11 protein-coding genes are annotated in these 13,171 nt (G+C 63.0%); all 11 read left to right on the forward strand.

All coding sequences use genetic code 11. From position 1 onward, the window contains the following. Positions 1 to 727 (forward strand): hypothetical protein (locus DBR46_RS23640; protein ID WP_124528157.1); only part of this gene is annotated, 727 nt, incomplete at its 5' end. Between the two features lie 56 nt (positions 728 to 783). Then, positions 784 to 1,821, forward strand: a complete 1,038-nt coding sequence (locus DBR46_RS23645; RefSeq protein ID WP_124528158.1) for a hypothetical protein — start codon at positions 784 to 786, stop codon at positions 1,819 to 1,821. A 78-nt stretch (positions 1,822 to 1,899) separates the two neighbouring features. Further along, positions 1,900 to 2,166, forward strand: coding sequence for a PAAR domain-containing protein (locus DBR46_RS23650; RefSeq protein WP_124528159.1), 267 nt, complete (start codon positions 1,900 to 1,902; stop codon positions 2,164 to 2,166). A 32-nt stretch (positions 2,167 to 2,198) separates the two neighbouring features. After that, on the forward strand, positions 2,199 to 3,329 hold the full coding sequence (locus tag DBR46_RS23655) for a hypothetical protein (RefSeq protein WP_256659383.1): 1,131 nt from the start codon (positions 2,199 to 2,201) through the stop codon (positions 3,327 to 3,329). Next, positions 3,326 to 6,625, forward strand: a complete 3,300-nt coding sequence (locus DBR46_RS23660; RefSeq protein WP_256659384.1) for an ImcF-related family protein — start codon at positions 3,326 to 3,328, stop codon at positions 6,623 to 6,625. The genes DBR46_RS23655 and DBR46_RS23660 overlap by 4 nt, the downstream gene beginning before the upstream one ends. Next, complete coding sequence (gene tssA / locus DBR46_RS23665) at positions 6,622 to 8,187, forward strand: type VI secretion system protein TssA (protein ID WP_124528160.1); 1,566 nt, start codon at positions 6,622 to 6,624, stop codon at positions 8,185 to 8,187. Before DBR46_RS23660 ends, tssA begins: the two co-directional genes overlap by 4 nt. Before the next feature lie 24 nt (positions 8,188 to 8,211). Next, positions 8,212 to 9,981 carry a type VI secretion system baseplate subunit TssF gene (gene tssF / locus DBR46_RS23670; RefSeq protein ID WP_124528161.1) on the forward strand — a complete coding sequence of 590 codons (1,770 nt, stop codon included), beginning with the start codon at positions 8,212 to 8,214 and terminating at the stop codon, positions 9,979 to 9,981. Continuing rightward, entirely contained in the window at positions 9,945 to 11,042 is a 1,098-nt protein-coding gene (tssG, locus tag DBR46_RS23675; RefSeq protein WP_124528162.1) for a type VI secretion system baseplate subunit TssG, read from the forward strand. Before tssF ends, tssG begins: the two co-directional genes overlap by 37 nt. After that, positions 11,023 to 11,550, forward strand: coding sequence for a type VI secretion system lipoprotein TssJ (gene tssJ / locus DBR46_RS23680; protein ID WP_124528163.1), 528 nt, complete (start codon positions 11,023 to 11,025; stop codon positions 11,548 to 11,550). Before tssG ends, tssJ begins: the two co-directional genes overlap by 20 nt. Positions 11,551 to 11,553: 3 nt before the next feature. Beyond that, entirely contained in the window at positions 11,554 to 11,964 is a 411-nt protein-coding gene (tssE, locus tag DBR46_RS23685) for a type VI secretion system baseplate subunit TssE (RefSeq protein WP_124528164.1), read from the forward strand. A gap of 10 nt (positions 11,965 to 11,974) precedes the next feature. Next, the gene (locus DBR46_RS23690) at positions 11,975 to 13,027 is read left to right on the forward strand and encodes a type VI secretion system ImpA family N-terminal domain-containing protein (RefSeq protein ID WP_124528165.1); all 1,053 of its coding nucleotides are present in this window, start codon (positions 11,975 to 11,977) and stop codon (positions 13,025 to 13,027) included. Positions 13,028 to 13,171 lie beyond the last annotated feature (144 nt).

Raw genomic sequence — 13,171 nt, forward strand, 5'->3', positions numbered from 1 at the left:
CCGCTGGCACCTGGCGAATGTAACCTTTGGCGTGGAGTATGCCGACTTGACCCGTTTTGGCGAGACCGTGATGTGGGGCGGCGGCGGCGGCGTCGTTGTGATGTTTGATCGCAATAATTCTCCACGGGGAGGAGCGGATTTCAACGTTGATGGGGATCTGACAATCCGTCGGGACTATTATCCGTGGTTGAGTGAAGCCTTTATTGGCGGCTATAGAAAACGCATCAGTCTTGCCGGGGAGGGCGATATTTATCTGATGTATCGGGCATTACAAGCTCGCAATGTGTACTTCGAACCCGTGTTTCACTCCGACTTCCTAGTAAAGTCAGAGGGCGTAAAGGTTAAGAGCGAGAGGAACTACATTACATTCACCTATCCCGACGGCAGTGTCGTATCCGATCGCCGATCACAACCCGACTTCTTAAAACTCCAAACCCTACGCACCGGCCGCGCCCGCGAGTGTTTTTCCATCATTCGCTACTACAAATGCCCTGACCGCCGCCCCCAACTCTTACCCGAATGGCTCCCTGACCCCGACAAACCCGGCTTCGGCCGTTACTTCATCGCGGACGAATGGGGCAATGAACTGCCGCGTTACCACTATCGCCTGCTCGGCAAGAGCGGTCAGTCATTCCAGGGCCGGACGGATCCTTCGGGGCGCACACAGCCTTTGCCGGACAGCGCCCACCCACCGCTCGAAGTCCAGTTCCCCGAGCGGAAATGGTGACACCGACTATGCGAATCCAGGCACCCGAGCCCGTTGATACCCAGAAGGACCTCGCCATGTTCTCCCGCATGCCCATGCTGTTATGCGCACTGTTTTTTGGCCTAAGCGGTTGCCGTCAGGATTACAGCTTGTCACCGCCTGCCGACAGTGAAAAGGTCTCAGTAACGGTTAAGTTGCCAAAGGAGTTGGCGCTTAGAAGCTTACAGGTCATGTATCGCTCAGCCTCCTGCAAAAGAGCCTCTCGTGGCGCCAGCGGCCAGCCGCTTGAGGAAGATGGTTTTCACAGCATCGATATGCCACTTGAGCGTCAAGGACAAAGTGATCTTTACCAAGCCAGCCTGCCGGTGAATGGGGGTGGTGCTTGCAGTTGGCATTTGAGCAATGTGGTTTTTGGCGTTACTTATGGCATGCCGACTTTTTTTGGTGAGCGAGTAACGTGGGGGGCCGGCGGCGGAGTTTTAGTCAAATTTGATCGTAACCGTTCCATGAGAGGTTCTGGTTCTCCAGTTGTAGTGGATGGCGATTTGACGATAAGGAAAGACTACTACCCTTGGTTGCATGAAAGGTTTTTAGGTGGGTACGCCAAGACCATCAGTTTGGCGAGAGAGGGCGATATTTTTCTGGAGTATCAGGCGTTGCAGGCTCGCCAAGTATACTTCGAACCCATGTTTCACTCCGACTTCCTAGTAAAGTCAGAGGGCGTAAAGGTTAAGAGCGAGAGGAACTACATTACATTCACCTATCCCGACGGCAGTGTCGTATCCGATCGCCGATCACAACCCGACTTCTTAAAACTCCAAACCCTACGCACCGGCCGCGCCCGCGAGTGTTTTTCTATCATTCGCTACTACAAATGCCCGGACCGCCGCCCCCAACTCTTACCCGAATGGCTCCCTGACCCCGACAAACCCGGCTTCGGCCGTTACTTCATCGCGGACGAATGGGGCAATGAACTGCCGCGTTACCACTACCGCCTGCTCGGCAAGAGCGGTCAGTCATTCCAGGGCAGGACGGATCCTTCGGGGCGCACACAACCTTTGCCGGACAGCGCCCACCCACCACTCGAAGTTCAGTTTCCCGAGCGGAAATGGTGAGTACTTCCCCCACTGAAGCAGGCTGAAATTACTCGTGCCAACTTAAACGCACTGTTTGACCCACGGAGTTCAAACCTTATGTCACAAGGACTGGTTTTATTAGGTGATAAGACGACCCACGGCGGAGAAGTGATATCGGCTTCCTCCACAACCATCGTCAACGGCAAGCGAGCAGCGTTGGTTGGCGATAAAGTGCGTTGCCCGCTACCCGGACATGGTGTCAATCGAATTATCGAAGGCTGCCCGGACTGGTCCGAAGAGGGGCGGGCGATGGTGGTCAACGGTTGTCGGAGTGAGTGCGGTTGCCAGGTCATCTCCAGCGCTCCTGATTGTGGGGTTATCTAGTCATGGGCTGGGATCGTCGGACCCCTTTGGGGGTGAAAGCGCCAGTGCCGCCTGTGTTGGGGCGTTGGGTGTTCGCGGCAATCGTGGCGGTGCTGGTCGGTGTGCTGCTGTTTTTGCTGCATGCCGCCGAACGCCTGTGGTTACTGCAAACCCTTGATATCTGGTCTTTGTCCGCTACGCCACTGTTGGCCTGGACCCTGGCGTTTGGTGCAAAGGCCTATACCTACGGCAGCGCGTTGAGCCATTACCGGTTTCTGGAAGAGGAGGCGCAAAACGCGCAGCGATCCTGGCAGGACTGGGCACAGCGTTACCTGGCGGTGTCCGCCAGTTGTGTGCTGCTGCCGGATCAAGTATCGGCCGGCGTAATGATGCGTTCCTCCTCTGGTTTGCCCCCTCGCACAGGGCTGGTCCTGCGTATTGCGGCGCTGCCCGCGCAGGCGGAGCGGGCCCAGGTCGGATTGCAGCGGTTGATCCAGGCCATCGCGCCCGCGCTTGAGGCATTGCCGCTGGAGCAAGAACTGCGGGTGACCCTGCTGAGTGACGTTGCTCCCGCTCAGTACGATGGCTTACGCAGTGACTGGCAGCGGCTCTGGAGCAGCACGATGAGCCGGACTGCGCCCGCTACGGTCACCTTGGCCGGCGAATTGTCCTACCGCTGGGGCGATGACACGTTGAAGGCCGCCAGTGCCGCCGTTGACCTGCTCCTGGTCCTTCAGGTGCACGGCAAGGGCGCTTACTCCGACGGGCTTGCGGCGCTGCTCCTATGCCCGGACAGCCTGGCACACGCGTTGAAGTTGCCGATAACCGCTGGCTTGTTACGGCCAATGCCACTGGATATCGATGCACCGGAGCGCGAGTTTTCGCTCTTCCTCGAAACCCAACTACAAGCTTGTCAGGCAACGGGCCTCTTGGCCGACGATACGGGCTGGCAGCCACTGATCGGCAAAGTGCTGGCGGCCACAAGCACGCAGGGCGCATCGCTTAAAGCGGATCAGCAATGGATTCTGGAACACCTGTGCGGGCGACCTGGGCCGCTCGGTCACTGGCTGGTGACCGCGCTTGGTGTGGAAATGGTCCGGCATCAGCGTAGGCCTTTGTTGGTGTTGGCCCGAGAAGCGTCGCGGTATTGGGTGGGTACTGTCAGTACAGGGGAGTTGGCATGAACGTATGGAGCAATGCATGGCGCCGCGCCGGCGCCGCAATCTGGATCATTGCACTATTGGCCGTGCTTGCCTGGCTGATCTGGCGATTCGGTACGCCGATAGGTCTGGTGGAGAACCGCCATAAGCTGCTGGTTTTTTTGCTGGTCATCCTCATCGTCATAGCGGCCCGCCTGCTGCCCCGGCTGCTGGCACATCTGAAACGGCAAAGCCACCGCGAGAGAGGACAGGCAGAAAAGGTCTATGCCCCGTCAGAGCAGAAAATCAGCATGCCTCGGCAACCCGCGTTTGACGTTTCGGCCTTACGTGACCGCTTACGTGATCAGCATGGTGTGTTCTGGCGCCGCAGAGTTCGCCTGCTATTGGTCATCGGCGAGCCTGATCAAATCCACGCCATCGCCCCGACATTGGCCAGCCGTTTATGCCTGGAAGGGCAAGGAACCGTGCTGTTGTGGGGCGGTAGTGCTCAGACGATGCTGGATCAGCCTTTCCTGCAGCAATGGGCCGAGCTATGCCGCTGGCGCGCGCTGGACGGTGTGGTCTGGGCGCTGAACAAAACCCAGCTTGCCGATGACACCTTGATGGGCGAGGGCGCACAGCAAGTACAGCGCCTGGCCAATGCCCTACGCTGGCACCTCCCCCTACACCTCTGGCAAATCACCACCCCCCCATTTCCCCAACCCACCCGCAATCGCCAACCCATCGGCTGCCTCCTCCCGCCACGCCTCACCCCCGAGGTATTGGCAAGCAGCCTGGAAAACCTTCTCGACCCTCTGCGTAGCGCCGGTCTGGCGCAGATGCAGGAGGCCTCTCATCATGACTTCCTCCTCCGCCTGTCCCGGGACTTGCAGGCCGAGGGCATTGCCCGTTGGCGCCAGGCCCTGACCCCGCTGCTGGGCGTATTTTCCCGAGGCGTGCCGTTGCGCGGCCTGTGGTTCAGCCCGCCGTTGCCGCCTACCGGGAGCAGCTTCGAGATGGACAAGGCCTGGCAAGGCGTTTTCAGCGACAAACCCGTCAAGCGCCGACTGGGCTGGGGTACCTACCGAATCGCCTACACCCTGACCCTATCCCTGACGCTGCTGTGGACCGCAGGCCTGCTCCTGTCCTTCACCCACAACCGTACGCAGATCACGCGCGTACAAACTGTTCTCCACACCCTGCAAAGCACTCCCCAAGGCGACGCCCAACTACCGGCCCTCAACGATCTGGCCCACGAACTAGCCCGCCTGGACTACCGCGCCGCCCACGGCACGCCTTGGTATCAACGTTTCGGCCTCAATCAAAATCAACTACTGCTGGAAACCCTCTGGCCCCATTACGTCGAAGCCAACAACCGCCTGATCCGCGATCCCTTGGCCGCGATCCTGCACCAGCAGCTCACTGCGCTGCTCAAACTGGCACCGGACAACCCCGGGCGGACAAAGGATGCCTACGCCAAGCTCAAGGCCTACCTGATGATGGCGCGCCCCGAAAAAACCGACGCCACATTCTTGCTCAAAACCCTCAACGCACTTGACCCCGCACGCCCAGGCATGCCGCCCGGCCTGCGCCAGTTCTATGCCGAGCACCTGCCCGCCAACCCATCGTGGCGCATCCCGCTCGACCCCCGCCTGGTCGCGCAAGTCCGGCAGCTTTTGCTGCGCCAGCTGGGCCAACGCAACGCCGAGGCCAGCCTCTACCAGCAAGTCCTCGATGATGCCGTCCATCACTATCCCGCACTGGGCCTGCGCCAATTGGTGGGCGACACCGAGGCCTTCGCGCTGTTCGCCACCGACGCCAGCGTGCCCGGCGTGTTCACCCGCCAGGCCTGGGAAGGGCAGGTGCGTGATGCCATCGACAGGATCGCCGAGGCGCGGCGTGAGGAGATCGACTGGGTACTCAGTGACCACCCCGCTGACCTCGACACTCGATTGAGCCCGGCGCAACTGCGCGAGCGCCTCACCGAGCGCTATTTCCAGGATTACGCCAGCGCCTGGCTGGACATGCTCAACAGCCTGCGCTGGCAGGCGGCGGGCAGTCTTGATGAGGTGATCGACCAGTTGACGTTGATGAGCGATGTACGCCAATCGCCGTTGATAGCGTTGATGAACACCCTCGCTTACCAGGGGCAGGCAGGGGCGCGGACGCAGGCCTTGGCGGATGCGCTGGTGAAGTCCGCACAAAAGCTCATCGGGCAAGACAAGGCGCCGCGGATCGACCCATTGGCCGATGTGCCCGGCAGCCCGCTGGACGCAACCTTCGGCCCGCTCCTGGCACTGCTCGACAAGCGCAACGATGACGGCTTGAGCCTGCAAACCTTCCTCACCCGCGTGACCCGGGTACGCCTGAAGCTGCAACAAGTCAGCACTGCACCTGATCCGCTGGAAATGACCCAAACGTTGGCGCAAAGCGTGTTTCAGGGCCGCAGCATCGACCTCACCGACACCCAGTCCTACGGCAGCCTGCTGGCCGCCAGCCTTGGTGCGCAGTGGGGCGGGGTGGCGCAAACCGTGTTTGTGCAGCCGCTTGAGCAAGCCTGGCAGCGCGTGCTGCAACCCTCGGCGGCCGGGCTCAACAGCCAATGGCAACGCTCCATCGTCAATCATTGGGACAGCGCTTTTGCCCGCCGCTATCCGTTTGCGGCCACTGCCAGCGACGCGTCCTTGCCCATGCTCGGGCAGATGATCCGCGCCGACTCTGGGCGCATCGAACAGTTCTTGCAGCAGCAATTGAGCGGCGTATTACGCAAAGAGGGCAACCGCTGGCTGGCCGATCCGCGCCACAGCCAGGGCCTGCGTTTCAATCCGCAGTTCCTCAGTGCGATCAACCAACTCAGCGAACTGGCCGACGTGCTCTACACCGATGGCGGCATGGGCCTGCGCTTTGAGCTGCAAGGCAAGCCGGTGCGCGATGTGGTGCAAACCCGCTTCATCCTCAATGGCGAAACACATGACTATTTCAACCAAAAGGAAAGCTGGCAGCGCTTCAACTGGCCGGGGCGAGGTGACTATCCCGGCGCCAGCCTGAGCTGGACCAGCGTGCATACCGGCGAGCGCTTGTTCGGCGATTACCCCGGCACCTGGGGCCTGTTGCGCCTGCTGGAAAAAGCCCAGGTCACGCCGCTGGACGATGCCGACAGCCGCTACCGCGTGGTGCTCAAGGCGCCGGATGGCTTGAATCTGGTCTGGCATCTGCGCACCGAACTGCAGGCAGGGCCGTTCGCACTGCTCAAGTTGCGAGGGTTCAAATTGCCCCGGCAGATCTTTCTCCGCGAGCAAGGGATGGACACGCCCTATGCGCAAAACGGGAGCGTGCCATGAGCCTGCAAAACCTGATCGATCGCTGCCTGGGTGAGGCTGACGCGTTGTCCATTGCCCGGGCCGAGGCAGGCCATTGGCAGCCCTGGTTGTTGCCGATCAACGCTGACTGCGCCGTTGGCGAAGACCCGGCCTATAACGACGACTTCCAACGCATGCGCGAAGAGGTTAACAAGCTCTCGGGGGCGGATGCCGAACAGGTTGCCGAGCTGGCGCAGAACTTGTTGCTCCACCATTGCAAGGACCTGCGCGTGGCCACGTACTACTTGTGGGCGCGCTTGCAGCAGGGCGGCGAAGCCGGGCTGGCCGACGGTCTCTGTTTGCTGGCGGCACTGGTGGAACGCTTCGGCGCCGAGGTGTTGCCCACTCGCGCCAACAGCCGCAAGCTGGCACTGGAATGGCTGGCCAGCGCCAAGGTGCTGGACACGCTGTTGCTGTACCCGGAAGTGGTCAAGGCCGAGGCCAGCCGTACCGCCGCGGCGCTGGCCTGGCTGGAGCGGGGCGTGAGTGCGTGGCCGCAGGCGCAGCGGCCGGTGCTGGGCCCGCTCTATGTTGCGTTGACCGCCCGGCTGACGCAGTCCGGTGGCATGGACGCACTGGTGCCGCAGAACAGCGCCAGCCCGGCGTCGCCCGCGCCGATGATCCGCTCCGGTCGTGACCTGCTGGACAGCGGCCGCGCCTTGGCGGGTTACCTGCGCGAGCAACCCCAGGGCTGGCTGGCCGCCCACCGTCTGATGAAAAGCCTGCGCTGGGACACGGTGCATCAGGCGCCCCCGCAAGAGGCCAATGGCAACACCCGCCTGGCGCCGCCGCGGGGGGACTATCGTGCCCAGCTCAAGCGCCTGTACCTGCAACAGGGCTGGAGCGAGCTGCTCGATCAGGTCGAGCGGATCTACGCCGAGGGCGTGAACCATTTCTGGCTCGACCTGCAATGGTATCTGTACCAGGCCCTGAGCCGGCAACCGCCGCCCCAGGATGGCTGGGCGGAGATTGCCAAGCGTGACCTGGGCATGTTCCTTGAGCGCCTGCCGGGGTTGGAAGACCTGCGCTGGAGCGACGCCAGCCCGTTCGCCGATGAGACCACCCGCGAGTGGATCGCCCAGCACGTCTGCGGCAATCGCCCCCAGGCCTGGCTTCCGGTTGCACCCGTCGCGCCAACGACGGACGCCGCCGACATCCTGCTGCTGGAGAGCGAAGCACTGGCCCAGGCCGACAGCGACGGCGTGGACCAGGCCCTGGCCTGGCTGGCGGCTCGCCCAGGCATCAACACCGGGCGCCAGCGCTGGTTGCTGCGGCTGTTGATGGCGCGTGTCGCCGAGCAACACGGCAAGGGCGACCTGGCCATCCACCTGCTGGGCGAACTGGATGCCACCGCGCAACGCCAGGCCCTGGCCGAGTGGGAGCCCGAGCTGCACTTCGAGGTCAAGGCGCGGCTGCTCAAGCTGCTGCGCATCAAAGCCCAGCGCAACGACGCCGACAAACCCAGCCTGGCCCGCCGGATGGAAGCCTTGCTGGCGGCGCTGGTGGTCATCGACCCGGTACGCGCCGCCGTGCTGTGTGGCTGAACGTCAACAATCAGGAGGATAGCGATGGACATGGACAATCTGACACTGCGCTACTTCGACGCCGAGATGCGCTACCTGCGCGAGGCGGGCAAGGAGTTCGCCGACGCGTTTCCAGACCGCGCGGCGCAACTCAACCTGGATCGGCCGGGCGCGCAGGACCCTTATGTGGAGCGCCTGTTCGAAGGCTTCGCATTCTTGATGGGGCGCCTGCGGGAAAAGCTCGACGACGATCTGCCGGAACTGACCGAAGGCCTGGTCAGCCTGTTATGGCCGCACTACCTGCGCACGATTCCGTCGCTGTCGGTAATCGAACTGGTGCCCGAACTGGAACAGATGAAGCGCAGTGAATCCATCGCCCAGGGCTTTGAAGTGCTGTCGCAGCCGATTGGGCCGCAGGGTACCCGGTGTCGTTACACCACCACCCAGGACCTGACCCTGCGGCCGCTGGCCCTGACGACAGTAGGGCGCGGCTACGACGCCGACGGCCGCTCACGCCTGCGCCTGCGGTTTGCCTGCGGGCCGCAAAGCGATTGGAGCCAGATCGACCTGGGCTGCCTGCCGTTGTACCTCAACGCCGACGCGCCGCTGGCCAGCGCGCTGCACCAGGCGCTGACCCTCAATGTCCAAGGGGTGTATGTGCGTTGGCCGGGCCAGACCGAACGTCAACCGCTGGCGGGGCATTTCAGCCCCAAGGGCTTTGCCGATGAGGACCGGTTGTGGCCCAAGGGCGACAGCGCCTTCAGCGGTTACCAGTTGTTGTTGGAGTACTTCGCCTTTCGCGAGAAGTTCATGTTCGTGACCCTGTGCGGGCTGGAGCAAATGCAGATCACACCCGGCACCGCCTGGTTCGAACTGGAAGTGGTGCTGCGCGAGCCTTGGCCGGCCACGTTCGAGCTGAACAGCGAACATATCCGCCTGCACGCCGTGCCGGTGATCAATCTGTTTACGCTGGAAGCGGACCCGCTGACCCTGGCGCCGCTGCAAACCGACTACCTGCTGCGCCCTATGCGGGTCCAGGACGGCCACACGGAAATCTATTCGGTGGATCGGGTCACCGTCTCGGAAAACGCCGAGCGCGAGGATTACGTGCCGTTCACCAGCTTTCGGCACAAGGGCGGCATGTTGCGCGACGAAGCGCCCGAGCGGTATTTCCATTCGCGCCTCAAGCGGGCGCCCAATGGCCTGCACGACACCTGGTTGATCCTCGGCGGCGAGGGCTTCGACAAGGACCGTTTGCTGGCGCACAAAAGCCTGTCGTTGCGCCTCACCGGCACCCACGGCCAACTGCCCCGCAAGGCCCTGCAAAGCACCTTGCTCGACACCGTGGTGCAATCCACCCAGGCCGGCGTGCGCGTGCGCAACCTGTGTGCGCCGACCATGCCCTGTTATCCGCCGAACCGCGACCGCTTCCACTGGCGGGTGCTCAGCCACCTGGGTTCGAACTTCCTGCCGATGCTCGACAACGCCGAAGTGCTGCGCGGCACGCTGGCGCTCTATGACTGGACGGGCAGCGAGCTGAATCGGCGACGCCTGGCGGCGATTGCCGAGGTCCGCCATCACCTGGTGCAGCGCTTTGAAAAGGGCTTCCTGCTACGCGGCGTAGATATCGAAATCGTCCTGGATGCCAACGGCTTTTCAGGGGAGGGCGATATCAGCCTGTTTGGCGAAATGCTCAACCGCTTTTTCGCGCTCTACGCGGATGTGCATTTGTACACCCAGCTCACACTGGTCCTGCAACCCACCGGAAAGTGCCTGCGATGGAACGAGAACCACAATCAACGTATTCCCGGCTGACCGCCAGCGGTTTGCTGCAGGTGCTGCGCGGGCCGGTGGCCGAAGCCAACCTGTACCGGTTTTGCCAGTTGCTGGAGCAGGCCTTGCCCGGCCATCCGCCCCTGGGCAGTACGGCGCATCCGGGCGATGACGCGGTGCGCTTTCGGCCCGACCCCGGCATGGGCTTTCCCGGCGGTGAGTTGCGGGGGATTGAAACGGATGCCGATCACCCCGAACGCCCGGCCACGGTGCGCACCCGCCTGCTTGGCTTGTACGGGGTGGATTCACCGCTGCCGGGCACCTATCTGGATGACATTGCACAACGCCGTGAAGGGCATGAGGCGCTGGAAGCCTTCCTGGACATGTTCAACCACCGCATCTTCACCCAGTTCTATCGGATCTGGCGCAAGTACTCCTACCCGGCCACCTTTGAGCCGGGGGGTGTAGATGCGACCTCACAGTGCCTGCTGGGGCTTATCGGCCTGGGCATTCCCGGCACCGCCGAACAGGTCGGCACGCCGCTTTCGCGTTTCCTGGCCTTGCTCAGCGTGATGCGCCTGCCCACGCGCAATGCCGAAGGCATCCGTGCGTTGGTCAAGTTGCTGGCCCCCAACACCCGGGTGCACGTCACCGCGCATTGGCCCCAGGACATCGTGCTTGCGTGGCCCGCAAGTCTTTGCCCACAGCGTCCGGTGCGCCTGACCCAGCAAGCCCCCCTGGGCCGTGTCGGCCGCGATGCCAACAGCCAGTTGCGGCTGGAAATCAACTCCGACGACCCACAGGAAGCGCGTGATTGGTTGCCAGCGGGCCCGTTGCACAAGGATCTGCTGGTGCTGTTGCGCGTCTACCTGGGGTGGCGCTGTACGGCGAAGCTGCAACTGACCCTGCCGCTGCGCAGCTTGCCGGTACCGCTGCTGGGGCACGCGCCGATCCGGCTGGGCATGACCGCTGTGCTGGGCCTGGGCGCCGATGCCTGGCAAGCGCCAGAGCAGCAGCGCCTGACCATCAACCTGGGCCGCTACCAGGGCCTGTCGATAAACCCTTGCAAGCGGGAGACTCAGCATGTCGCGTACTCTTTTTAGCCTGATCATGCTTGCGCTACCCCTCGGTGGCTGTGGGCTGGTCCAGACCGTGGCCGACGGCACGGCCGCCACCACCCAGGCGATTTTCTACAAGCAGGTGAAAACCCTGCACCTGGATTTCAGTGCACGCGCGGCCCTGAACACCGACGGCGGTGACATGAATGCCTTGTCGGTGCCGACCCTGGTGCGGGTGTACCAATTGCGTGACGACACCGCCGTGGCGCAAGCGACCTACGACCGCTTGCTGGGCGATGACGCGCAACTGCTGGCAGGCGCGTTACTGGACAAACGCACGGTGGTGGTCAAGCCCGAAGCGGGTGCGCCGCTCAGCGTGCCCATGGACAAAGAGGCACGGTTCGTCACGGTGGTGGCGCTGTTTCGCAGCCCGGATACCCGCACAAACAGCTGGCGCCTGACACTGGCCCGCGCCGACCTGAACCCTGACCGGCCACGGGTGATTGAACTGGCGGATAACCGCTTGACCCTGCGCCCATTGGCGGAGGACTGACCGATGGGCGAATCCAACCCGTCCCTGTACGAGTTGCTGTTGCAAAATTTTGCTGGTGAGTTGCCCCTGCATCACGCCAGCGAAGCCGACCAGTACAGCCTGTCAGTCCTGGACAACCTGCAACGCATCCTCAACAGCCGTGCAGGTGCGCTCAGCCATTTGCCCGACTACGGCCTGCCGGACATGAGCCTGATCCTGCAAGGCCTGCCCGCCACGGCCCACAGCCTGATGGGGATCATGCGCGACACCTTGCTCAAGCACGAACCGCGCCTGGAGGCGCTCGCCATTGAGCTGCTGCCCCAGGTGTTGCCGGGGCATCTTGAATACGCCCTGGAGCTGCAATTGAAGGACGGGCAGCACGTGAGTGTGGGCACCACCCTGGCGCCAGCGGGCAAAGTCACGCTCAACCGATAAGGACGGTCGAATGACGGCACTGTTTGAAATGCATATCCAGGTCGGTGGCGACCCACGCCACCGCGCCGAATTCACGGCCGTGCACAGCGAGATGGCAAAGCTCGGCCATCCTGCCCGGCCCGATGTGGACTGGGCAAAAGTCGAGCAAGGCTGCCTGGCGCTGTTCAAGGAACATGGTGTGGAGCTCAATAGCGCGTGCTTCTACACCCTGGCGCGCGGCCAGCGATACGGGCCCGAGGGCGCACTCCAAGGTGTGGTGTTGATCGCGGCACTGAGCGGTGAGTGGTCACGGGTTTGGCCGCCCATGGCCACGGTGCGCGTGGGGCTGCTTGAATGGCTGTTCGAGCATCTGCACCTGCTGTTGCGCAGCCACGCGGTGACGTCGCCAAGCGTTGCCGTGCTGGTGCAACTGGACGCCGAACTGGCGCGTTTGCAAGCGTGCTTGTCTCCTCAGCTCAGTGCGCCGTTGGTGAAATTGGCGGCACTGCGGCAGCACATCAGCCAGATGAGCCAACGCTTGGAACCACCGCCCGCCCCAGGCGAACTACCCTTGGCGCCGGTGGTGGTCCTGCCACCGCCCACCCTGACCACGCGCACATCGCGCCGTGGCCTGTGGCTGTGCGCCGGCGCGCTCGCTATCGCGATGGGGGCTGGATGGCAGCTATGGCGCACGCCCGCGGTGACTGAAACCCCGATGCCCGAACCGATCCGGCTGGACAGCCTGGCGCTGTTCGAAGGCGGCAGCTCAACCCTGAAACCGGGCTCGACCAAGGTCCTGATCAACGCCCTGGTCGGCATCAAGGCCCGGCCGGGCTGGTTGATCGTCATTGCCGGGCATACCGATGGGAGCGGTGCGCTTGAGCACAACCTGGCCCTGTCCCACGCCCGCGCCGCGGCGGTGCGGGACTGGATGCAACGCATGGGCGACCTCGCCGACAGCTGCTTTGCGGTGCAAGGGTTGGCCGCGAGCCAACCGATTGCGAGCAACCAAACCGAGGCCGGGCGCGCGGCCAATCGGCGCGTGGATATTCAGCTGGTGCCGCAGCTGGGGGCATGCGAATAACCTCGGCGCTGCGCCGAATTCCCCTTGTCCCCGCTTCCCATGTCACCTCCGTCCCGCCAAATCCCTTAGTTTTTCACCCCTACCGGAAGCCCTTTCAGGCACCCGGCTGCGTCCGCATTTTTTAATCGATACCCCGAACCAAGC

Origin of the sequence: Pseudomonas sp. KBW05, from assembly GCF_003852405.1 — a bacterium.
GTDB lineage: Bacteria > Pseudomonadota > Gammaproteobacteria > Pseudomonadales > Pseudomonadaceae > Aquipseudomonas.

Excerpts from the sequence above, each read along its gene's own strand:
- tssE (WP_124528164.1), top strand. The coding sequence starts at position 11,554 with ATGGGCGAATCCAACCCGTCCCTGTACGAGTTGCTGTTGCAAAATTTT.
- DBR46_RS23645 (WP_124528158.1), top strand. The coding sequence starts at position 784 with ATGTTCTCCCGCATGCCCATGCTGTTATGCGCACTGTTTTTTGGCCTA.
- tssJ (WP_124528163.1), top strand. The coding sequence starts at position 11,023 with ATGTCGCGTACTCTTTTTAGCCTGATCATGCTTGCGCTACCCCTCGGT.
- DBR46_RS23650 (WP_124528159.1), top strand. The coding sequence starts at position 1,900 with ATGTCACAAGGACTGGTTTTATTAGGTGATAAGACGACCCACGGCGGA.
- DBR46_RS23660 (WP_256659384.1), top strand. The coding sequence starts at position 3,326 with ATGAACGTATGGAGCAATGCATGGCGCCGCGCCGGCGCCGCAATCTGG.
- tssG (WP_124528162.1), top strand. The coding sequence starts at position 9,945 with ATGGAACGAGAACCACAATCAACGTATTCCCGGCTGACCGCCAGCGGT.
- DBR46_RS23690 (WP_124528165.1), top strand. The coding sequence starts at position 11,975 with ATGACGGCACTGTTTGAAATGCATATCCAGGTCGGTGGCGACCCACGC.
- tssA (WP_124528160.1), top strand. The coding sequence starts at position 6,622 with ATGAGCCTGCAAAACCTGATCGATCGCTGCCTGGGTGAGGCTGACGCG.
- tssF (WP_124528161.1), top strand. The coding sequence starts at position 8,212 with ATGGACATGGACAATCTGACACTGCGCTACTTCGACGCCGAGATGCGC.